At 69.2% G+C, this 20,630-nt stretch carries 19 protein-coding genes; 17 read left to right on the top strand and 2 right to left on the bottom strand.

Translation table 11 applies throughout. The features are described 5' to 3' along the window. The first annotated feature begins 127 nt into the window (after positions 1 to 127). The 3 genes from DN771_RS22570 (at position 128) to tatA (ending at position 3,054) form a co-directional block, all read left to right on the top strand. A complete protein-coding gene (locus DN771_RS22570; RefSeq protein ID WP_116999833.1) occupies positions 128 to 2,164 on the top strand; it encodes a VWA domain-containing protein in 2,037 nt (678 codons plus the stop codon). Positions 2,165 to 2,450: 286 nt separating this feature from the next. After that, on the top strand, positions 2,451 to 2,732 hold the full coding sequence (locus tag DN771_RS22575) for a WhiB family transcriptional regulator (RefSeq protein ID WP_193615403.1): 282 nt from the start codon (positions 2,451 to 2,453) through the stop codon (positions 2,730 to 2,732). Positions 2,733 to 2,844: 112 nt separating this feature from the next. Beyond that, entirely contained in the window at positions 2,845 to 3,054 is a 210-nt protein-coding gene (gene tatA, locus DN771_RS22580; RefSeq protein ID WP_116999835.1) for a twin-arginine translocase TatA/TatE family subunit, read from the top strand. Between the two features lie 124 nt (positions 3,055 to 3,178). On the opposite strand, the gene DN771_RS22585 is transcribed toward tatA, so the two are convergent. After that, the gene (locus DN771_RS22585; RefSeq protein WP_227462450.1) at positions 3,179 to 3,466 is read right to left on the bottom strand and encodes a WhiB family transcriptional regulator; all 288 of its coding nucleotides are present in this window, start codon (positions 3,464 to 3,466) and stop codon (positions 3,179 to 3,181) included. A gap of 534 nt (positions 3,467 to 4,000) precedes the next feature. Here DN771_RS22585 and DN771_RS22595 point away from each other — a divergent pair. The 13 genes from DN771_RS22595 to DN771_RS22655 all read left to right on the top strand — a co-directional run bounded on the left by DN771_RS22595 (position 4,001) and on the right by DN771_RS22655 (position 18,167). Continuing rightward, positions 4,001 to 4,915: a dioxygenase family protein gene (locus DN771_RS22595; RefSeq protein ID WP_116999837.1), complete on the top strand. Its 915-nt coding sequence runs from the start codon at positions 4,001 to 4,003 to the stop codon at positions 4,913 to 4,915. Between the two features lie 23 nt (positions 4,916 to 4,938). After that, the gene (locus DN771_RS22600) at positions 4,939 to 5,202 is read left to right on the top strand and encodes a hypothetical protein (RefSeq protein ID WP_116999838.1); all 264 of its coding nucleotides are present in this window, start codon (positions 4,939 to 4,941) and stop codon (positions 5,200 to 5,202) included. Between the two features lie 349 nt (positions 5,203 to 5,551). Continuing rightward, positions 5,552 to 7,609 carry a polyphosphate kinase 1 gene (gene ppk1, locus DN771_RS22605; protein ID WP_227462451.1) on the top strand — a complete coding sequence of 686 codons (2,058 nt, stop codon included), beginning with the start codon at positions 5,552 to 5,554 and terminating at the stop codon, positions 7,607 to 7,609. Positions 7,610 to 7,838: 229 nt separating this feature from the next. Then, positions 7,839 to 8,975, top strand: coding sequence for a substrate-binding domain-containing protein (locus DN771_RS22610; RefSeq protein WP_116999839.1), 1,137 nt, complete (start codon positions 7,839 to 7,841; stop codon positions 8,973 to 8,975). 171 nt (positions 8,976 to 9,146) lie between these two features. Next, on the top strand, positions 9,147 to 10,067 hold the full coding sequence (gene pstC / locus DN771_RS22615) for a phosphate ABC transporter permease subunit PstC (RefSeq protein ID WP_116999840.1): 921 nt from the start codon (positions 9,147 to 9,149) through the stop codon (positions 10,065 to 10,067). A gap of 52 nt (positions 10,068 to 10,119) precedes the next feature. Then, on the top strand, positions 10,120 to 11,073 hold the full coding sequence (gene pstA / locus DN771_RS22620) for a phosphate ABC transporter permease PstA (RefSeq protein WP_116999841.1): 954 nt from the start codon (positions 10,120 to 10,122) through the stop codon (positions 11,071 to 11,073). A 46-nt stretch (positions 11,074 to 11,119) separates the two neighbouring features. Then, complete coding sequence (gene pstB / locus DN771_RS22625) at positions 11,120 to 12,001, top strand: phosphate ABC transporter ATP-binding protein PstB (protein ID WP_116999901.1); 882 nt, start codon at positions 11,120 to 11,122, stop codon at positions 11,999 to 12,001. Then, a complete protein-coding gene (gene phoU, locus DN771_RS22630; RefSeq protein WP_116999842.1) occupies positions 12,001 to 12,774 on the top strand; it encodes a phosphate signaling complex protein PhoU in 774 nt (257 codons plus the stop codon). Before pstB ends, phoU begins: the two co-directional genes overlap by 1 nt. Before the next feature lie 47 nt (positions 12,775 to 12,821). Beyond that, positions 12,822 to 14,138: a sensor histidine kinase gene (locus DN771_RS22635; protein ID WP_191912170.1), complete on the top strand. Its 1,317-nt coding sequence runs from the start codon at positions 12,822 to 12,824 to the stop codon at positions 14,136 to 14,138. 8 nt (positions 14,139 to 14,146) lie between these two features. Then, a complete protein-coding gene (locus tag DN771_RS22640) occupies positions 14,147 to 14,836 on the top strand; it encodes a response regulator (RefSeq protein ID WP_116999902.1) in 690 nt (229 codons plus the stop codon). An 81-nt stretch (positions 14,837 to 14,917) separates the two neighbouring features. Further along, on the top strand, positions 14,918 to 16,357 hold the full coding sequence (locus tag DN771_RS22645) for an MFS transporter (RefSeq protein ID WP_116999844.1): 1,440 nt from the start codon (positions 14,918 to 14,920) through the stop codon (positions 16,355 to 16,357). A gap of 93 nt (positions 16,358 to 16,450) precedes the next feature. Further along, complete coding sequence (locus DN771_RS22650) at positions 16,451 to 17,560, top strand: ferritin-like domain-containing protein (protein WP_116999845.1); 1,110 nt, start codon at positions 16,451 to 16,453, stop codon at positions 17,558 to 17,560. A 13-nt stretch (positions 17,561 to 17,573) separates the two neighbouring features. Continuing rightward, complete coding sequence (locus tag DN771_RS22655) at positions 17,574 to 18,167, top strand: TetR/AcrR family transcriptional regulator (RefSeq protein WP_116999846.1); 594 nt, start codon at positions 17,574 to 17,576, stop codon at positions 18,165 to 18,167. Between the two features lie 36 nt (positions 18,168 to 18,203). Here the strand turns inward: DN771_RS22655 and DN771_RS22660 are convergent, their stop codons facing one another. After that, positions 18,204 to 19,388 (bottom strand): zinc-dependent metalloprotease, encoded by a 1,185-nt coding sequence (locus DN771_RS22660; protein ID WP_162942287.1) that lies wholly within the window; start codon positions 19,386 to 19,388, stop codon positions 18,204 to 18,206. 211 nt (positions 19,389 to 19,599) lie between these two features. Here DN771_RS22660 and DN771_RS22665 point away from each other — a divergent pair, with 211 nt between their 5' ends. Then, a complete protein-coding gene (locus DN771_RS22665) occupies positions 19,600 to 20,625 on the top strand; it encodes an NAD-dependent epimerase/dehydratase family protein (protein WP_162942288.1) in 1,026 nt (341 codons plus the stop codon). Positions 20,626 to 20,630: the final 5 nt, after the last annotated feature.

A 20,630-nucleotide genomic window follows, 5' to 3' on the forward strand; every position in this document is an offset into this window, starting at 1 on the left:
CGCCGCTGGCTGCGTTGCTCGTCCTCGAAAGACTGGGTGTATTCCTTCGTCCTCGCGCCTTGCCAGCGACGAGCCCAGCGGCGCGATCCACCTCACCAACTCGACGACAGACCACTAGTGTGACTACATGCCGGGGCGATATCGCTACTCCCGTTGGGACGGTTCGCAGCGCGGGTTCGAGTTCGATGCCGACGATCTGCTCGGCGAGCTCACCGACGACCTGATCGAGCACGGCGACGTCTCCGCCGCGATGCGCCGTCTGATGAACGACGGGCTGCGCGATCGCAACGGCGAACAGCTCGCCGGACTCCGGGAGCTGCTCGATCGGCTCCGCAAGGCTCGTCAGGAGCGCCTCGACCGCTACGACCTCGGCGGCGTGTACGACGAGATCGCCCGGGAGCTCGACGACATCGTCGACGAGGAGCGCCACGCCATCGACAACTCGCTGAGCGAGGCGCGGGCAGCCGCCGAGCGCACCGGCGACTCGCGACGGGCCGACATCGCCGCCGACTCGGCCGCCGAGCGCATGCTGCGGCTCGATCTCCTGCCCGAGGACCTGGCCGGGAAGGTGAACGGTCTGCAGCAGTACGACTTCACGTCGCCCCAGGCCGAAGGCCGGTTCGAAGCCTTGATGGACCGGCTCCGCCAGCAGCTCGCCAACCAGATGTTCGAGCAGGTCGCCGGCTCGATGCAGCAGATGACGCCGGAGTCGATCGCCCGCATGAAGGACATGCTGGCCGATCTCAACGAGATGCTCGAGCGGCGCCAGCGCGGGGAGGACCCGGGCTTCGAGGAGTTCATGGCGAAGCACGGCGACTTCTTTCCGGAGAACCCCAAGGACCTCGACGAGCTGCTCGAGACGATGGCCCGGCGGATGGCGGCCATGCAGGCGATGCTCAACTCGATGACGCCCGAGCAACGGGCGCAGCTGCAGCAGCTGTCCGAGCAACTCCTCGGCGACATGGACCTGCAATGGCAGATGGAGCAGCTCGGCTCGAACCTGCGGTCGATGATGCCGCAGATGGGCTGGGGGTCGAGTTACGAGTTCGGCGGCGACGATCCGCTCGGCATGGGCGAGGCCGTCGAGACGATGGCCGAGCTCGGCGACCTCGCCCAGCTCGAGGGCCTGATGCGTGGCGTCACGTCGCCGACGGCGTTGGCCGAGGCCGACATGGACAAGGTGCGCAACCTGCTCGGCGACGACGCCGCCCGGTCGCTCGACAAGCTGTCCAAGCTCAGCCGCCAGCTCGCCGAGGCCGGCCTGATCGAGCAGACCGAGCAGGGCCTGCGGCTCACGCCGCACGGGATGCGGACCATCGGATCGAACGCGTTGCGTGACCTGTTCAGCAACCTCACCAAGGATCAGATCGGCCAGCACCAGGTGCCGCAGACGGGGATGGGGCACGAGCGCAGCGGCGAGTCGAAGCCCTACGAGTACGGCGACCCCTTCCGGCTCGACCTCCAACGCACGATCCGCAACGCGCTGGTCCGCCGGGGTCAGGAAGGCCGAGCGGCCGGGCTGCCGGTTCGCCTCCAGCCCGACGACTTCGAGATCGAGGAGACCGAGCACCTCTCGCGCGCCTCGACGGTGCTGATGCTCGACCTGTCCATGTCGATGCCGATGGAGGGGCGCTTCGTTCCGGCGAAGAAGGTGGCGATGGCGCTGCACTCGCTGATCTCCACGCAGTTCCCGCGCGACTACCTCGGCGTGGTGGTGTTCTCCGAGACGGCGCGGGTGATCCGTCCGCAGCAGATCCCCGAGGCGAGCTGGGACTACGTCTACGGCACCAACATGCACCACGGGTTCACGCTGGCCCGCAACCTGCTCGGGCGCCAGCACGGCACCAAGCAGATCATCATGGTCACCGACGGCGAGCCGACGGCTCACATCACGCCCGACGGCGACGTCTTCTTCCGGTATCCCCCGGTGGCCGAGACCGTCGAGGCAACGCTGCGCGAGGTCGTGCGGTGCACCCGCGCCGGGATCCGCATCAACACGTTCATGCTCGGCACGTCCCAGTCGCTGAAGGGATTCGTGGAGCGCATCACGGAGATCAACCGTGGCCGTGCCTTCTTCACGACCCCGGAGAACCTCGGCGACTACGTGTTGGTCGACTTCATCGCCAACCGCCGGCAGCAGTCGTCGCGGCGTCGCGCCAGCTGACGTCTCGTCCCGATCGGTCGGGACCTGAAACCCCTGCTCACCGCCTCGCGAAATGTCCCCTTGCGCGAACGTGATGTGGTATGCGACAATTACAAGCACGTAATTACGTCGTCGTGACATCGTAGGTGCCTGGTGGGACCTACGCATGTCGCGGGGATTGACACAAGAGGTGGGTTGTCGGTTGGGCTCGGATTCGCTCCGGTCAACAGGCACTCCGCCTCCAACGTTGACGACATCAGCGCCCGATAGCGACCAACAGCAGGACCACAAGCAGGGGGTCCGAATCATGTACGACTTTCTCGAATCCGCCGGAGACCCGGACGACCACGGCTGGCAGGACAGCGCCAACTGTCTCGGCGTCGACCCCGATCTCTTCTTTCCCGAGCGAGGAGCCTCCACCCGTGAGGCCAAGGAGGTATGCCGGGGCTGCGTCGTCCGCGGCGAGTGCCTCGAGTTCGCCTTGCAGAATGGGGAGAAGTTCGGCATCTGGGGCGGCCTGTCGGAGCGTGAGCGCCGACGCATTCGCCGCCAGCGCGCCCAGGCCGCCCGCAGCGTCGTCGGCGCCTGACGCCCGCTCCGACGTCCGACATCCGCGTGTCGGCGCGGTGAACTCACGGAGAATCCTCCGACTCCGGGCCCCCGCCCTGTCGTCGCGACCGCAGCGGGTGTAGCGTGACCACATGATCGGTTTCGACATCGGTGGCCCCGAGGGCATCATCATCCTCGTGGTGGTCCTCGTCCTGTTCGGCGGTTCCCAGATTCCCAAGCTGGCCCGCAACCTCGGACGGGCGCAGAAGGAGTTCAAGGACGGCATCGAGGAAGGCTCGCGATCCGCGGGCGAGTCCTCGTCGTCCGACTCCAGCTCGGATTCCAGCGTCTCCAAGAGCTGACCGAGCTCGGGGCGCCACGGGCGCACTGATCCGGAACGCGCCGAAGGCCGACCCGTGCGGGTCGGCCTTCGGCGCGTCGAGAGTTGGCCCAGCCAATGGCCGGCTCGTTGGGGGTCGACGCCGCTCAGGAGGTGACGGCGAGGCGGCGGCGCTTGAGGATGCGGCGGCGCTCACGCTCGCTGCACCCGCCCCACACACCGTGGTCGATGCGGTGTTCGAGGGCGTAGTCGAGGCAGGGCTCGGTGACGGGGCAGCCGACGCAGATCTTGCGGGCCTTGTCGACGCCGACGCCGTCGCTCGGGAAGAACGTCGCCGGGGGATAGAGGCGGCAGTTGCCCTGCATCATCCAGGCCGTCGCGCTCTCCGTGTCGATCGAGGCTGGGTCGATGGGGGCTGCGGTGTTGTCGTGCATGTCGTCCTCGATTCGTGCGATCGTCAGGTTGGGGCTGCGATGAGGTGGTCGATGTGGAGGTGTGCTCGGCGAGCTGGTCTGAGTTCGGTGCCGTCGTCTGGGTGGTTTGGACGATCCGGACCAGGGAACGGTTCCCGGAATCGGCGAGTCGTACTCACATTGATTCGCTCGCTGTGAAGATGCACGTGTCATGGGACCGTAACATGACCCGCACGATCTTGTCATGAACCGATGGCGGATCGATGGGAAATCGGCCGGAAGTACCAAGCCGGCCGCTTGCCTCCACCGAACGGCCGAGCGAAGCGAGGCCGGCCGGCGGCGCGAGCGCCAGCGAGCCCGGCGGCGATGGGGTGCGGGGGCGCAGCCCCCGTGCAGGGACGGCCGAGCTCCGCTCTCTGAGCGTCTCGAGCGGCCACGGCTCTCGGGAAGCTCTCAGCCGGCCCAGGTCGGCCGCTCAGCGTCGAGTCCTACCGTGGCTGCCACCACCGCACCGGAACCTGCCGGGCGGCCGCTCCCGAACGAACGGAGGATTTCGTGTCTCGCATCTCCCGCCGCCGCACCTACGAGGGACGCTCGCTCCCACGGCCAGACGAGCAGCTCGTCGACCAGGGCCTGGCGTTCGACCTCGGCACCGTCGCCAGCCGCCGGCGTGTCCTCGCCCTGTTCGGTGCCGGAGCCGGCGCCGCCGGCGTCGGCATCCTGATGCGGGGCGCCGGCGCGCTGGCGTCCACCACACCCGGCGACGGAACATCCACCCCCACGGTCGAGATCCCCGAGGAGACGGCGGGGCCGTATCCCGGTGACGGCTCGAACGGGCCAGACATCCTCGAGCAGAGCGGCATCGTTCGCCCCGACATCACGAGGAGCTTCGGGGGAGCGACCGGTGTAGCCGGGGGCGTGCCGTTGACGCTCGAGTTCACCGTCTACGACCTGGCCAACGGCGGCATCCCGTTCGAGGGTGTGGCGGTCTACGCCTGGCACTGCACCCGTGACGGTCTCTACTCGATGTATTCGCAGGGCGCGGAGGACGAGAACTTCCTGCGCGGCGTGCAGATCGCCGACGTCGACGGCAAGGTGCAGTTCGCGACCATCTTCCCGGGGTGCTACGCCGGCCGCTGGCCACACGTGCACTTCGAGGTGTACCCCGACGAGGCGAGCATCGTCGACTCCACCAACGCCATCGCCACGTCGCAGCTGGCGTTCCCCGAGGACGTCTGCCACGTCGTCTACTCCGAGCCCGGCTACGAGACCTCGGTGGCGAACCTGGCCGGCGTCTCCCTCGAGAGCGACGGGATCTTCGCCGACGACTCGGCGCGGACCCAGCTCGCCACCGTGAGCGGCGACGTGGCCACCGGCTACCTCGTCACGCTCGCCGTCGGCGTCGACATCACCACCGCAACCGGCGGCGCTGGGTCGGGCGGCGGCATGCCGGGCGGCGGCAACGCCTGAGGGCAGCGGTAGCCTCGATTGCCATGTCTGACGTCGCCCCTGCCGACCTGCCGCCGCGGGCGCACGCCCGCATCGTCTACCTCGGCCCGGTGTCGCCGCACTGGGAGGTGTACGGCGACTGGGGTGACCGCACCGTGCTCGACGAGTTCCGCGCCCGCGTCCTGGCCCGCCTCGTCCTGCTGCCCCGCGACGATCCCCAGTTCCGCCGCAACCGCGAGCGCATCGTCCGCGACGCCGAGCGCGAGCTCATCTCCCTCGAATGGGACCTCGGCATCCCGGAGGACTGATTCGTCCTCGGCGAGCGTTTCGTCCTCGGCTCGCTTCGTCGCTGCGCTCCTCGCTCGCCTGCGGCGAGTTGAATTGAGCTCGCTGCGCTCGCACTGAAGAATGGAAAGATGCGGCGGCGCAGCAAGCTGCGCTGATCGCCGCATCGAAGGGGGAATCCCCCTTCGAGCATCCCCCTTCGGCGCCCGCGCGTTGGTCGTCCCGCGACCGTTCGGCGCCGGCCCGTTGAGCGGTTCGCACCGGCGCACTTGTCGAGTTGCGGGTCGGGGACATCGGGCATTCAGGGCGCGACATCGGGTGTTCGCCGAACTTGTGGACGCGATGGGAGGTGCGACGGGCGAGAATGGGGTGATGGATCCGCGGTTCATCAATCGGGAATTGAGCTGGATCGACTTCAACGACCGCGTGCTCGCCCTCGCCACGGAGCAAGGGATCCCGCTGCTCGAACGGGCCAAGTTCTGCGCCATCGCCTCGTCCAACCTGGACGAGTTCTTCCAGGTCCGCGTGGCCGCCCTCAAGGACCAGGTGGCGGCGCGGATCGAGGAGCCCACCCCCGACGGGCGGACGGCGGCGATGCAGCTCGGCGCGATCGCCGAGCGGGTCCGCCAGTTCACGTCCACGCAGGAGCGCATCTGGTCCGAGCAGCTCGCCCCCGCGCTCGCCGACGCCGGTCTCGCGATCGTCACGTGGGACGACCTGTCCGCCGTCGACCGCAAGGCTCTCACCGAGATCTACGAGGACCGCATCTTCCCGGTCCTCACGCCGCTCGCCGTCGATCCCAGCCACCCGTTTCCGTACATCTCCGATCTCGCCCTGTCGATCGCCGCGCTCGTCCGCGACCCCGAGACCGGTGACCAACGATTCGCCCGGGTGAAGGTTCCCGACCTGCTCCCGCGCCTGATCCCCATCGACGAGACACGGTTCCTGCCCGCCGAGGAGTTGGTGATCGCCCACCTCGGCTCGCTGTTCGCCGGCATGGTGATCGACGAGTCGGCGGCGTTCCGCGTCACCCGCAACGCCGACCTGACGGTGGAGGAGGAGCAGGCCGACGACCTCCTCGAGGCGGTCGAGATGGAGCTGCGGCGGCGCCGCTTCAACCGCGCCGTGCGGCTCGAGATCGCCGACTCGGTGGGCGACGAGATGCTCGATCTGCTCGTCCGTGAGCTCGACCTGCATCCCAACGACGTGTACCGCCTCCGCGGGCCCCTCGATTTCCGGTTCCTCTGGCAGCTCCACGGGCAGGAGCGTCCCGACCTCAAGGACCGTCTCTGGCCGCCCATCACGCCGGGCCGCATCGCCAGCGGCCTCGAGGCCGAGCGACCCATCGTGTCGGTCATGCGGGACCGGGCGATCATGGTCCATCACCCCTACGAGAGCTTCTCAACGTCGATCGAGGCCTTCATCGAGCAGGCCGCAACCGACCCGCGGGTGCAGTCGATCAAGATGACCCTCTACCGCGCCGGTGGCGACAGCCCGATCATGCGGGCCCTCATCCGCGCGTCCGAACGGGGCGTGCAGGTCGCGGTGCTCGTCGAGCTGAAGGCGCGCTTCGACGAAGCGAACAACGTCAACTGGGCCAAGCAACTGGAGCGCGTGGGTGTCCACGTGATCTACGGCATGGCCGGACTGAAGACCCACTCGAAGTGCGTTCTCGTCGTCCGCGACGACGGCGATCAGCTGCGCCGTTACTGCCACATCGGCACCGGCAACTACAACACCAAGACGGCTCGCATCTACGAGGACCTCGGCATCCTCACGTGTGACGACGACATCGGCGACGACATCGCCAAGCTGTTCAACCACCTCACCGGCTACAGCCGCGACGACACCTACCACACCCTGCTCGTCGCGCCGCGAGACCTGCGCCCGCGGTTGCTCGAGCTGATCGAGCGCGAGATCGCCTTCGGATCCGAGGGCCACATCACCGTCAAGGCCAATGCCATCGCCGACGCCGAGATGACCGAAGCGCTGTACCGGGCGAGCGCGGCCGGGGTACGGGTCGACCTCGTCATCCGCGGCATCTCCTGCCTGCGGGCCGGTGTCCCCGGCCTGTCCGACAACATTCACGTGCGGAGCGTGCTCGGTCGCTATCTCGAGCACAGCCGCATCTACCGCTTCGCCCACGGTGGCGTCGACGGTGAGCCGCACTACCTCATCGGTTCGGCCGATCTGATGCCGCGCAACCTCGACCGCCGCGTCGAGGTGCTGGTGCCGATCGAGCACCCGAAGCACCGCGAATGGCTCGACACGGTGTTCGAGTTCCTGCTCGCCGACGACATCGTGCGCTGGGAGCTGCAATCCGACGACTCGTGGCTGCGGTGCGGCGCGCCGGACGCTTTCGAACCGAACGCTCAGACCCGCCTGTACCAGTGGGTCGTCCACAGGCAGGGCATCAAGTCGTCGCAGTAGACCGACCGAGCGGCTGACACCGGTCCCGACGGCGTCCGTCCGGGGGACGCTGGGCTGCTCGGTTCACCCGGACGGCCTTCGCCGTTTGTCTGGCGTGCGTTCACCTCCTGTTCACCGACGTCGGCTCGGCGCGTCACCTGTGCTCCCTACCGTGCCCGACGAGCGCCTCCCCCGGTCGCGCCCACCAGATGCCCACACGTTCCACCAATCACGAAACGGAGCACCACGCGTGAACATTCTCCAGGCCCCCCGGGGTCGCAAGCTGATGGCAGCCATCGGCGGTTCCCTGGTCCTGGCCGCCGCCAGCAGTGCGGTGGCGTCGGCCACCGTTGCCCCCACCGAGCCCGCCGCCAGCGAGGCCCCGGCCGGGACCGAGGCGGGCGGCGAAGCCCCCGCGTTCGAAGGTGAGCTGGCTGCCGGCGACGTGTTCGTCACCGGATCGTCCACCGTCGAGCCGATCTCCATCCGCGTCGGCGAGCTCGCCCTCGAGCTCTCGGGGGGCGAGCTGGCCACCACGGTCGAAGGTCCGGGCACGGGCGACGGCTTCGCCACGTTCTGCGAGGGTGGCGCCGACATCAGCGACGCCTCCCGTCAGATCAAGGACGAAGAGATCCAGACCTGTGCCGACAACGGCATCAACTTCGTCGAGCTCGAGGTCGCAATCGACGGTCTCACCGTGGCCACCAGCCCGAACAACGACGCCATCACGTGTCTCGATGTTCCCGGTCTCTACGCCCTGCTCGGTCCGGAGTCGGAAGGCCTCGGCAACTGGAGCGATGCCGCCGAGCTGGCCACCGAGGTCGGCTCGGCCTTCGCCGGGGACTTCCCCGAGGCGCCGCTGACGATCGCCGGTCCCGGCGAGGAGAGCGGCACGTACGACACGTTCGTCGAGTTCGCCATCGCCGAGCTCGCCGAGGAGCGTGTCGGTGAGGATTCGGTCTTCACCCGGCCGGACTACGCCGCCAGCCCGAACGACAACCTGATCGTCGAGAGCATCGAGGGCAGCGACACGTCACTCGGTTGGGTCGGCTACGCCTACTACGCCGCCGAGTCCGAGCGCATGAAGGCCATCGAGATCGACGGCGGCGAGGGCTGTGTGGCCCCGACGCCCGAGACGATCGCCGATGGCTCGTACCCGTTCTCGCGGAGCCTGTACATCTACGTGAACGTGGACAAGGCCGAGGAGAACCCGGCGGTCGCCAGCTACGTCGACCTGTACGTGTCCGAGGCCGGCCTGGCGCTCGTCGGCGCCGCCGGCTACGTCGACCTCCCTGCCGAGCGCATCGCTGCCAGCCAGGAGGCATGGGCCGCCCGCGCCAACACGCCGGCCGGCACCGAGGCCGCCCCGGCCACGACGACGGCCTGATCGCCGGACCCCACCGTCCATGACGACGAGCCCTGCTGCTGCGAGACTTCGTGTCCGTGCAGCAGGGCTCGTCCGTCCGCTTCACCGCACCCGTCCCGCCCCGATGTCGCCGGGCCACCGACGAAGGAACCATTGCATCATGAGAACGTCGCACCACGGAGGCGCCGGCGGATGTTGACCGTCGCCGACCTCCAGGGGAGCAGATCGCGCCGGCGCAAGGAGAGCGCGATGCGGACGCTGTTCCGCGGCGCCGCCCTCGCCTCGGTCCTGGTCAGCCTGCTGATCGTGTTCGTCCTGGTCCGGGGCGCGCTCAACTTCCTGTCGGCCATCGACTGGGACTGGGGCATCCTCGTCGACACCGGCTGGTACCCGCGACGCAGCCGGTTCGACCTCCTCACGATCGTGCAGGGCACGTTGGTGATGAGCGTCGTGGCGATGGTCGTAGCCGTGCCGTTCGGCCTCGGCACCGCCGTCTACCTGTCCGAGTACGCGCCGCGCCGAGTCCGCCAGATCGTCAAGCCCGTCGTCGAGGTGCTGGCCGGGATCCCGTCGGTGGTGGTGGGATTCTTCGTCCTCAGCTTCGTCGCCCCGGACATCGTCAACCGCTTCCTCGACCCGACGTCGCCGAAGACGATGCTGGCCGCCGGCATCGGCATCGGCATCCTGGTCATCCCGATCATGGCGTCGGTCTCCGAGGACGCCATCTCGGCCGTTCCCGGCTCCCTCCGCGAAGCGAGCTATGCGGTCGGCGCCCGCAAGGTGACCACCGTCGTCAAGGTCGTGCTTCCCGCAGCGGTCTCCGGTCTCGTCGCCGCCTTCATCATCGCCGTGTCGAGAGCGATCGGTGAGACGCTCGTCGCCACGATGGCCGGCGGCTACGACGGCTCCGGGCCCCGTCCCGGATTCAGCCCGCTCGAGCCGGGGATGAGCATGACCGCGGCGATGACCAGCGCCGCCGGTGGCACCGACCAGGTGCTCGGCGATGCTCCGAAGGAAGTGCTGTTCTTCGTCGGCCTGCTGCTCTTCATGATCACGCTCGGTCTCAACCTGGTCGGTGACCGGTTCGTCCAGCGAGTCAGGCAGAAGTACTGATGTCGCCGACCCCGACCGGCCCCGTCCGCCGTCTCGCGAGGAGAGCAGCCTCATGGCGTTCGTGACAACGCCGGCATCGGCCGCCGCGGCCGCCCGAGAGCTCGTCGCCGCACGCCTGACGACGCGGGACCGCGACGTGAGAGGCCTCGCATTCCTCATCGTCCTCCTCCTCGCCGCCGGGATCACGATGCTGATCCTGTTGACGCTCATCGTCCAGCTCGTCACCGACGCGTGGCCCGTGGTCAGCGACCATCCGGGGGCCTTCATCACCGACACCATCGGCTCCCAGGCCGGCAAGGTCGGCATCTGGCCCGGGTTGTACGGATCTGTGTTCATCGGCCTCGGCGTGCTGATCATCGCGGTGCCGATGGGAGTCGCCGCCGCCATCTACCTCGAGGAGTACGCCAACGCCCGGAACCCGTTCACCCGGGTGATCATGGTCAACATCCGCAACCTCGCCGGCGTGCCGGCGGTCGTGTACGGCGTGCTCGGCTTGATCATCTTCGTCGAGTGGCTCGAACCCGTCACTCAGGGCGAGACGGTGCTCACCGCCGCCCTCACGATGTCGGTGCTGGTGCTGCCGACGGTGATCATCACCACGATGGAGGCGATCCGCTCGGTTCCCCAGGGGCTGCGAGACGCCGGCTTCGGCGTCGGAGCCGCGCGATGGGAGGTCACTCGCGACCACGTGCTGCCGTACGCGGCGCCGGGAATCCTCACGGGCGTCGTCTTGTCGATCGCCCGGGCCCTGGGCGAGGCCGCGCCGCTCATCATCATCGGTGCGATCACCGGCCTGCTGCCACGCACCAGCCTCGACGGCCCGTTCACGGCGATCCCGATGCTGATCTACAACTGGTCGGGCCGCCCCAACGACCCCAACGATCCCATCACCTGGGCCAACTCGGCCGCCGCAGCCGGGCTCTTCCTGCTGATCCTCGTGTTGATCTTCAACGCCGCGGCGATCATGCTGCGCAACAGATTCGAGCGCCGCCGGGTTGGGAACTGAGACGCAGGTACGCACGATGAACGAACACACGGCCAGCGAGACCACGATGGAAACAGGAAACGACCTGATCATGCCGGATTCCTCACCTATACAGCTGGGCCCCGAGGGCTCGACCGCGGTCGACCGGGCGGAGCCCGCCGAGGGCACGACCGTCTTCGACGTCGATGACCTCAGCGTGCTCTACGGCGACTTCCGAGCCGTTCGGGAGGTGACCATCGACATCCTCCAGCACGAGATCACGGCCTTCATCGGACCATCGGGCTGCGGCAAGACCACGGTGCTGCGCTGCTTCAACCGCATGAACGACTTCATCGACGGCGCCAAGGTCGAGGGCAAGCTCACCTACCACGGGGTCGACCTGTACGACCCGGGGGTCAATTCGACCGAGGTGCGTCGCCGCATCGGCATGGTCTTCCAGAAACCGAACCCGTTCCCCAAGAGCATCTACGACAACGTCGCCTACGGCCCCCGCCTCGCCGGGACCCGCAAGCGGTCCGAGCTCGACGACATCGTCGAGAAGTCGCTGAGGGGAGCGGCCCTGTGGGACGAGGTGAAGGATCGGCTGAAGTCGTCGGGTCTCGGACTGTCGGGCGGTCAGCAGCAGCGGCTCTGCATCGCCCGGGCGATCGCCGTCGAGCCCGAGGTGATCCTCATGGACGAGCCGTGCTCGGCGCTCGACCCGATCGCCACGGCCCGCATCGAGGAGCTGATGCAGGAGATCAAGGACGAGTACACGATCGTGATCGTGACCCACAACATGCAGCAGGCGGCCCGCGTCAGCGACCGCACGGCGTTCTTCACGACCGAGATCAACCCCGAGAGCGATCGGCGCACCGGTCGTCTCGTCGAGTTCGACCTGACGCCCAAGATGTTCTCCAACCCGGGCGACGAACGGACCGAGGCCTACGTCACGGGGCGGTTCGGGTGATGGCCGACCCACAGTTCGACAGCTCCGACCTGGGGCCGACCGTCGAGTCCGGTGAGCCGGTGACCAAGACGGAGTTGCGCACCTCCTTCCACAGCCAGCTCGACGACCTGCGCGACCGCATCGCCAGCCTCGCCGCCCTCGTCACCGAGAACATCCCCCGGGCCACCGAGATCCTCCTCAGCCAGGATCTCGAAGGGGCCGAATACGTGATCCGCGCCGACGACGAGATGGACTCGCGGGCCCTGCTGCTCGAGGAGGAGTGCTACGAGGTGCTCGCCCTGCAGTCGCCCGTCGCGTCCGACCTGCGACGGGTCGTCGCCGCCCTGCGGATCATCGCCGACGTCGAACGCTCGGCCGACCTGGCGGTGAACATCTGCAAGGCGGCCCGGCGCATCTACGGCCAGCGCCTCGACCCCCGGCTGCGGGGCATCATCCAGAAGATGGGCGACCAGGCCCAGCAGCTGTTCAAGGAGGCGACCGAGGCCTACCTCAACGACGACGCCATCCGCGCCGCCGCTCTCGCCGACATGGACGGCTATCTCGACCTGCTCCAACGTGAGTTCGTGCAGGCCATCTTCCAGAGCCATTCCGAAAGCACGATCGATCTCCAGGTCGCCGTCCAGCTCGCCGTCGTGGCCCGCTTCTACGAGCGCATCGGCGATCACGCGGTCAACATCGGCGAGCGTGTGCGCTACGTCGTCACGGGATGGGTGCCCGAGAAGGACGGTGCCGCTCGCTACGCCGAGCGCCAGGCCGCGAGTGACCTGGAATGAGGTCGTCGACGTGACGAGCGATCTGACGTGAACGGTCTGGCGGGACCGTGACTTTCGTTCTCGCCTCCCTGGCCGTGGGTGTGGGTGCGCTGGTGGGTGCCGGAGCAATGGCCATGTTCGTGGCGCGCCGCCGCCCTGCACCGGGCGTGGCGCCGGAGACGCAACCCCCGGCGGCTCCTGCGCCCACCCCGAGGGCCCGAGTGGAACGGGACGAGCAGGCATCGGTTCACGGGCCGCGGGCAGCGGTCGACCCGACGCCGGGTACCGGGATCAGCGCGGCGGTCGATGACGGCACGTCGCCGGCGGCCTCCCCGCCCGCGGGGGTTCCGGCTTGGTCCTCGGTGGTCGACAAGCTCGCCCTCGGTGTGGTGGTGATGACCCGCTCCGGTGAGATTCGCTACCGCAACCGGCGGGCCAACTCGATGGCCGGTACCCACACCGGCCTCCTCGTCGACAACGCTGTGAAAGAAGCGCTGCTGCGAGCGCTCCACGGCGAGGACTCCCGGCGCACCCTGGAGTTCTACGGTCCGCCCCAGGTGGCCGTGGTCGTGTCGGCCGAGCCCTTGCCCGAGGGTGCGGCCGTCGCGACGATCGAGGACGTCAGCGACCGGCGGCGCGTCGACGCGGTCCGCACCGACTTCGTCGCCAACATCAGCCACGAGCTCAAGACTCCAGTCGGGGCGCTCGCCGTGCTCGCCGAGGCGCTGGCCGACGAGAACGACGTCGGCGTGATCCACCGGGTCGCCGAGCGCATGGTGGGTGAGGCACATCGCGTCGCCCGCACCATCGACGACCTGCTCGAGCTCTCGCGGATCGAGCTCGGCGAGGAACCCGTGCGGGATCCGGTGTCCGTCCACGACCTCGTGGCCGGGGCGATCGAGCGGGCCAGGGGGCTCGCCGAGGCCAAGGGCACCAACGTGGCAGTCCTCGACGTGCCTGACGAGGTCCGCATCGTCGGCGACCGGCGCCAGCTCGTGTCGGCGCTCGGCAACCTCGTCGAGAACGCCGTGAAGTACTCCGAACCGGGCGCCAGCGTGCAGGTCAGGGTTCTCGTCGAGGGAGCGTTCGCCGAGCTGATGGTGGCCGACCAGGGCATCGGCATCCCGGCCGCCGACCACGGCCGGATCTTCGAACGCTTCTATCGCGTCGACAAGGCTCGGAGCCGGGACACGGGCGGCACCGGGCTCGGCCTGTCGATCGTCCGGCACGTGGCGCACAACCACGGTGGCGAGGTGCTGGTGTCCTCGCAGGAGGGCGAGGGGTCGACGTTCGTCCTCCGCATTCCGCTCCACATCCCGCCCGGTGACGGCGCCGAGGCGCCCGTTCGTGTCGAGGCCCAACGTCCCACGGAGCAGAATCCATGACCACCGCGATTCCTACTGTCCTCGTCGTCGAGGACGAGATCAGCTTCGTCGAGGCGCTGACGATCGGGCTCAAGCGCGAAGGCTTCCGCGTCGAGGTGGCGAGCGACGGGTTCGAGGCCCTCGACCGCTTCGACGCGGTCAAGCCCGATCTCGTGCTCCTCGACGTGATGTTGCCCCGGGTCAGCGGCATCGACGTCTGCCGCCAGCTGCGCAAGCGCAGCCAGGTGCCCATCATCATGGTCACCGCCAAGGGCGCCGAGATCGACACCGTCGTCGGCCTCGAGGTCGGCGCCGACGACTACGTCACCAAGCCGTACCGTCTCCGCGAGCTCGTCGCCCGCATGCGTGCCGTCCTGCGCCGGGCGGCCGGAGACGACGCCGGAGAGCTGGGTCCCGCCGCGATCCAGGTCGGCGACGTCGTACTCGATCCCGAGGAGCACACGGTCAGCGTGGCCGGAGACGCCGTGACGCTGCCGCTCAAGGAGTTCGAGTTGCTCCACGTGCTGCTCGCCAACGCCGGGCGCGTCCTCCCGCGCGAGACGCTGATCGACCGCGTGTGGGGCAACGACTACGTCGGTGACACCAAGACGCTCGACGTCCATGTGAAGCGGCTCCGCGGCAAGATCGAGCCCGATCCCTCCGCCCCGAGCCGCATCGTCACCATCCGCGGCCTCGGCTACAAATACGAACGCAGCTGAGTCGCGCGGCGCGCCGGGCGCGGTCGGCGGCATCCGCCGACGGCGACACGAACGCGGCCTCGAGCCCTAGGCTCCGAACTCGTGAGAGAGGCGCCGACGACGTTCGCGGGCCGCACCATTCCGCTCGAGGACTATTCGCCGTTCCGCCGCCTGGCCATCGTCCACGCGGCGATGATGGGGGCCGACGCGGCCATGGTGGTGGCCCTCGCCGACACCGTGTTCTTCTCCGTCGACCCGCAGGCCGCCCGCGACAAGGTGCTGCTGTTCCTCGTGATCAGCTTCGCACCGTTCCTCGTGCTCGCCCCGCTGATCGGCCCGCTTCTCGATCGCATCGCGGGCGGCCGGCGGGCGATGATCCAGTTCGTCGGCATCTCGCGCGTCGTCCTCTCGATCGTGATGGCGGTCTTCGTCGACGACGTCGTGCTGTTCCCGCTCGTCTTCATCGCCCTGGTCCTGCAGAAGACGTACATCGTGTCGAAGTCGGCGCTCGTCCCGTCGGTGGTCCGCAGCGAGAGCGACCTGATCGAGGCCAACTCGAAGCTCGGCCTGATCAGCGGCATCGTCGGCATGGTCGCCGTCCTGCCCGCCGGCATCATCCGTCTCACCCCACTCGGCAGCAGCGGGATCCTGGTGTACGCCGCGCTGATCTTCCTCGTCGCCCTGGTCGCCGCCACGTGGCTGTCGGCCGATGTCGTGGCCTCCAACGCCGCGGACGATCAGGAGCAACTCCAACTCCACTCCTCGGCCATCCAGCTCGGCTCGCTGGTCATGGTGCTGCTCCGTTCCGTCGTGGGCTTCGTGTTCTTCCTCATCGCCATGGTGCTCAAGGAACAGGGCGCCGATCTGGCCACGTACGGCACGGCCGTGAGTGCCGGAGCGATCGGCACCTTCCTCGGCAACGCGGTCGCTGTGCGGGTGCGCCGGCGACTGAGCGAGCGGCTGATGCTGCTCGGCTCGCTCGGCCTGTCCGGCGTGGCCGGCTTCGCGGCAGCGGTCGTGGGCGGGACCGGCGGCTTGGTCATCCTGTCGTTCTCGGCCAGCCTCGCGGCCGCGATCGGCCGGATGGGCTTCGAGGCGATCCTGCAGAAGGAGGCCCCCGCCGCCAACCGCGGGCGGGCGTTCGCCTCGTTCGAAACGCGATTCCAGTTCGGCTGGGCGATCGCCGGCCTCGTTCCGGTGGTCATCGTCATGTCCGGCTCGGTGGGCGCGCTGCTGGTGGGGCTGCTCTGCGCCGGCGGTCTGCTCTACGCGCTGGTGCTGCCGAAGGTGGCCCCGGGCGTCACGATCACGTCGCTGTCGGGCAAGGCCGCGGGGCGGCTGCGCACGCGTGTCCACGACCGTCGTACCGCCAAGGCCGAGGCCAAGGCCCACCGGGCCGATGCGTCCGATGCCGCCGGCGAGTCGGAACCAGGGGTCGCCCAAGGCGCCTCGATCGACGTGCCGCCGCCGCCGAGCGATCCGGCCTCGGCTCCGGCCCCGCCGCCCGGTACGTGGCCACCCCCGCCGTCGTCACGGTACTGAGCGGGCCTTCGGGATCGACGGTGAACATCGTGGTGTCGCGCGAACGCGCGCCACGACTCGACGCACTAAAGAATGACCGTTATTCTCCTTGTGATGAGCGCGACCACCACGAGCCCCGGGCACCACACCGGCGACCGGACCGCCGACGCGATGATCGACGCCGCCGTGCTCGACGAGGTGCTCCACGCCATCGATCTGCACAGCGACGTGCTGATGACCTGGGACTACGAGCGCAGCCGCCACGCCCTCGTGAAGCTCTACGAGAAGGCCAAGACGTCACAGTGGAACGGCAACGACCTGCCGTGGGACATCGAGGTCGACGCCGAGAAGCTCGCCGCCTCCGGAAGCGCCGCGCAACGCTTCGGCGTGCTGTCGGGTCACCCCGACTCCCCGCTGCGTTCGTGGGGAGCCGCCGACTGGCAGGTGTTCCAGGTCGAGCAGCAGAAGTTCACGCTCTCCCAGTTCCTCCACGGCGAGCAGGGCGCCCTCGTCTGTACCGGACTCATCACGTCCACCACGCCGTGGATCGACGCCAAGTACTACGCGGCGACGCAGGTGATGGATGAGGCCCGCCACGTCGAGGTGTTCGCCCGCTATCTCGACGAGAAGCTCGACGGGGCGTACCCGATCAACGACAACCTCGGGGGCCTGCTCGACACGATCGTCGAGGACGGGCGTTGGGACATCACCTACCTCGGCATGCAGATCATGGTCGAAGGCCTCGCCCTCGCCGCCTTCGGGTTCATGCACATGCTGTCGCAGGAGCCGTTGCTGAAGCAACTGCTCCGGTACGTGATGAGCGACGAAGCCCGTCACGTCGCGTTCGGCGTGCTCTCGTTGAAGGAGCTCTACGACGGGTTGGGCGCGGCCGAGATCCGTGAGCGCCAAGAGTTCGCCTACGAGGCAGCAGTGCGCTTGAAGCGCCGCTTCAGCGGCGGCGAGGTGTTCGCCCGGCTCGGGGCCGACCCGAAGGCGGTGCTGTCGTTCCTCGACGCCAACCAGGATCCCAACCAGCTCGTGTTCCAGCAGATGCTGTTCTCCAAGATCGTGCCCAACTGCAAGAAGCTCGGGCTGCTCGACGCCGGCGACGGCTGGTTGCGTGAGCAGTTCACCGGGCTCGGCATCATCGAGTTCGAGGACGGCATCAACGCCGTGGACGAGTACGAGCTCCTCGACGCCGTCGCCTCGGACGAGGCATCGTGAACGGGACGTCCTGATGGGTCGGCGCGCCGGGCTCGCCCCCGACGAGACCCGCGAGCGGTTGCTCGAGGCCGCCGCCGACGCGTTCTCGCGCCTCGGCTACGACGGCGCCGGCGTCGCCGCGATCGCCCGGGCCGCCGGCCTGAGCACGGGCGCGATCTACGCCAACTACGCGTCGAAGGCGGAGCTGTTCGCCGCCACGCTCGAGGCCTACGGGCGCATCCAGTACAAGGCGCTGATCGGCACCGGCGCGGTGCGGGACGTCACCGAGTTCCTCGAGGTGGCCGGCAGCACGATCGATCGGCGCGAGCGCCGGCAGGCCGAGCTGTTCGTCGAGGCGGTCGTCGCCGCGAAGCATCACCCGGAGGTGGCCGAGCTGGTCGGCCGCCACCTCCTCGAGAGCGAGTCGATGATGGGCGATGCCGTCAAGCGAGGCCTACACACCGGCGCCGTCGACGCCGGCGTTTCCGAGCAGGCGGTGAGCCGCTTCATCACGATGGTCGGCCTCGGCTCGGCCTTGACCGCCGCCCTCAACCTGCCGGCCCCCGACCACGACGACTGGCAGCGCCTGATCGAGCGCCTCACGGCAGCCCTGCGACCCACCGCCTGACGGGATGTGCGTGGCCCATCCCGTCAGGGTGAGCGGTCAGCCTTGGATGCGGGCCAGCCAGAGACCGGGAGCGTCCACCTCGGCCGGCGTCGGCAGGGCGTCGGCCCGCTCGAGCAGGGGGAGTAGACCGGCGTCACCCGCCCGGTCGACGACACCCTGGGCGAAGGCCTTGCCCCGAGCGACCTGCTGGTCGCCGAGGCGGATGCCGAGGAGCTGCTCGACGAACGAGTCGGCCGCCGACGTCTCGACGCGCTGGCGCCGCACGGCCTCGGCGATGCGCAGGGCATTGCCCCCGACGAGGCGCACGGCGACGGCGTCCACCACCCAGTCGGTGTAGCCCACCACCACCGAGACCAGGGCGTCGAGCTCGGGCCGCAGCGCCTGCTGCTCGGCTGAGCTGACCGCGCCGAGCAACAGCTCGGGGTCGTTGAGCGCCTGCTGCAGCGCCGCCATCGGGTTGTCCGCCTCGACGTCGAGGGACGTCAGCTTGTCGGTGATCGCCGACGCGTCGGGCCGGAACCCGCCCACGTGGCGGCGCACCAGCGACGACAGGGCGTCGGTGAGGTGCTGAGCCTGGAACAGCGTGAAGCCGGCGATCTCGTGGGCGAGGACCCACAAGCGCATCTCGTCGAGGGGGATCTCCCACGACGTGGCGAAGCCGTCGATGTTGGCCGGCACCAGCGTGACCTGCTCGGGCCGCCGGGGGATCGGCAGGTCGTGGGTGCCGAACGCCCTCGTGGCCAGGCGGCCGACCATCGAGCCGACCGACATGCCGACCATGGCGGGAGCCATCATGCGCGAGAGCCCGGCCATCATCGACATCATCGGGTCGGCCGCAGCGGTGGCGTCGACGTCGGTGCCCGGATCGTTGGCGGCACCGAGTGCCGTGGCCATCTCGGTGAACAGGTGCCGGTAGGCCTCGAGCGTCTCGGCCGCCCACTGCGTTCGCGTCACGGCCCGGATCTCGCCGATCTCGTGTTCGACGCCGATGACGTCGGCGACGTGCATGCGGGCGATCCGCGACAACGTCTCGTAGGCGATCCGCACGTCGGGACCGACGTTCGGCTCGGCTTCCCCGCCGCTCGCGCCGAGCTGGGCGAACTGCCGGGCGGCGTCCCAGTTCAGCGGTCCCTGGCCGGCCAGCGCCTTGGACAGATCACCGAACAGCGGGAGCCCGGCGAAGGGGTCGAACGGCTGGTCGGGGAGTTCGTCGCCGCTCATCGCGTTCCCCGACACGCGTCGCTGACGTTCGCGAGGCCATGCCGGCAGACGCGCCGCCCACCCGACAAGCCGGCTCGGTCGAAGCCTCGGCACCTCGCGCTCCGGTCGCCTACCCGCTCCAACTCCGGGACGCTCGCTGCGCTCGCTGGAGTGCATCGATCAGCGATCATCACGTCAGGTTAGGGGGATCGCTGCAGCTAGCGTCGGCGGCGTGGCGACCGCGGCCGAACACCTTGCCCCCGAGCCGGTGACCCCCACCACCGTGCGGGTCACCGGCGGCGACGGGGACCTCGGGCGGCGGGTCCTCGCCCAGCTCGCCGCCGACCACGACGTCGTGCTCGCCGGCGCGGCGGGCGCGGAGGGGGCCGGCGACGACGCGGCGTCGGTCGATGTGGTCGTCCACGTCGGCGGCGGCGATCACGATGCCCGCGCCCGCCGGCGCGAGAACATCACCGAAGGGGTGGTCGAATCGCTGGCCGAGGCCATCGAGCGTGACGCCAACCACCTCGTCCTGGTGTCGTCGGCGATGGTGTACGGGGCCTGGCCGAACAACCCTGTCCCGCTCACCGAGGACGCGATCCTGCGGCCCGACGTCGACTTCGTGTTCGCCCGGCAGCTCGCCGCCGCCGAGGCGATGGCCGACCACTGGCGCCGTCAGCGGACCGGTCGAACAGTCACCGTGCTGCGTCCCGTGGTGGCCATGGCGGCCGACGGCTCGTCGCGACTCGCCAGGGCGTTGGCCGCCGGGCTCGGTCAACGGTTCGGCGAGGAGGATCCGCCGGCGCAGTTCCTCCACCTCGACGACCTGGCCGGCGCCGTCGGGATCGCCGTACGGCGACGCCTCGACGGCGTGTACAACGTCGCCCCCGACGGCTGGGTTGCCGGCGAGCGGGTACGGGCTCTCACCGGCGAGCCGCCGAGGATCAAGCTTCCCGACCGCGCCGGCGAGGTGATCGGAGCCCTGCGCTGGCGATTCCAACGAGGCCCGATCCCGCCTGGCCTGCGCAGCTACACCAGGGCGCCGTGGGTGGTCGCCAACGACCGGCTCAAGGCCGAAGGCTGGCAGCCGACGGTGACCAACGAGCAGGCGTACGTCGAGGGCACAGAAGGCAAGTGGTGGACGATGGTGTCCCCGAAGCGCAGGCAGGAGATCGCCCTCGGGGCGATGGTGATCGTCGCCCTCGCCGGCGTCGTCGGCGTGGCCGGAGCGATCCGCCGCTGGCGCCGCCGACGCTGACAGCA

It is taken from the genome of Desertimonas flava (assembly GCF_003426815.1).
Classification (GTDB): Bacteria; Actinomycetota; Acidimicrobiia; order Acidimicrobiales; family Ilumatobacteraceae; genus Desertimonas; species Desertimonas flava.

Bases quoted from the DNA above. Each gene is read 5' to 3' on its own strand.
- ppk1 (WP_227462451.1), top strand. From the start codon at position 5,552: ATGGATCCGCGGTTCATCAATCGGGAATTGAGCTGGATCGACTTCAAC.
- DN771_RS22660 (WP_162942287.1), bottom strand. From the start codon at position 19,388: ATGAGCGGCGACGAACTCCCCGACCAGCCGTTCGACCCCTTCGCCGGG.
- DN771_RS22585 (WP_227462450.1), bottom strand. From the start codon at position 3,466: ATGCACGACAACACCGCAGCCCCCATCGACCCAGCCTCGATCGACACG.
- DN771_RS22600 (WP_116999838.1), top strand. From the start codon at position 4,939: ATGTCTGACGTCGCCCCTGCCGACCTGCCGCCGCGGGCGCACGCCCGC.
- pstA (WP_116999841.1), top strand. From the start codon at position 10,120: ATGGCGTTCGTGACAACGCCGGCATCGGCCGCCGCGGCCGCCCGAGAG.
- tatA (WP_116999835.1), top strand. From the start codon at position 2,845: ATGATCGGTTTCGACATCGGTGGCCCCGAGGGCATCATCATCCTCGTG.
- DN771_RS22655 (WP_116999846.1), top strand. From the start codon at position 17,574: ATGGGTCGGCGCGCCGGGCTCGCCCCCGACGAGACCCGCGAGCGGTTG.
- DN771_RS22575 (WP_193615403.1), top strand. From the start codon at position 2,451: ATGTACGACTTTCTCGAATCCGCCGGAGACCCGGACGACCACGGCTGG.
- pstC (WP_116999840.1), top strand. From the start codon at position 9,147: ATGTTGACCGTCGCCGACCTCCAGGGGAGCAGATCGCGCCGGCGCAAG.
- phoU (WP_116999842.1), top strand. From the start codon at position 12,001: ATGGCCGACCCACAGTTCGACAGCTCCGACCTGGGGCCGACCGTCGAG.
- DN771_RS22570 (WP_116999833.1), top strand. From the start codon at position 128: ATGCCGGGGCGATATCGCTACTCCCGTTGGGACGGTTCGCAGCGCGGG.
- pstB (WP_116999901.1), top strand. From the start codon at position 11,120: ATGGAAACAGGAAACGACCTGATCATGCCGGATTCCTCACCTATACAG.
- DN771_RS22650 (WP_116999845.1), top strand. From the start codon at position 16,451: ATGAGCGCGACCACCACGAGCCCCGGGCACCACACCGGCGACCGGACC.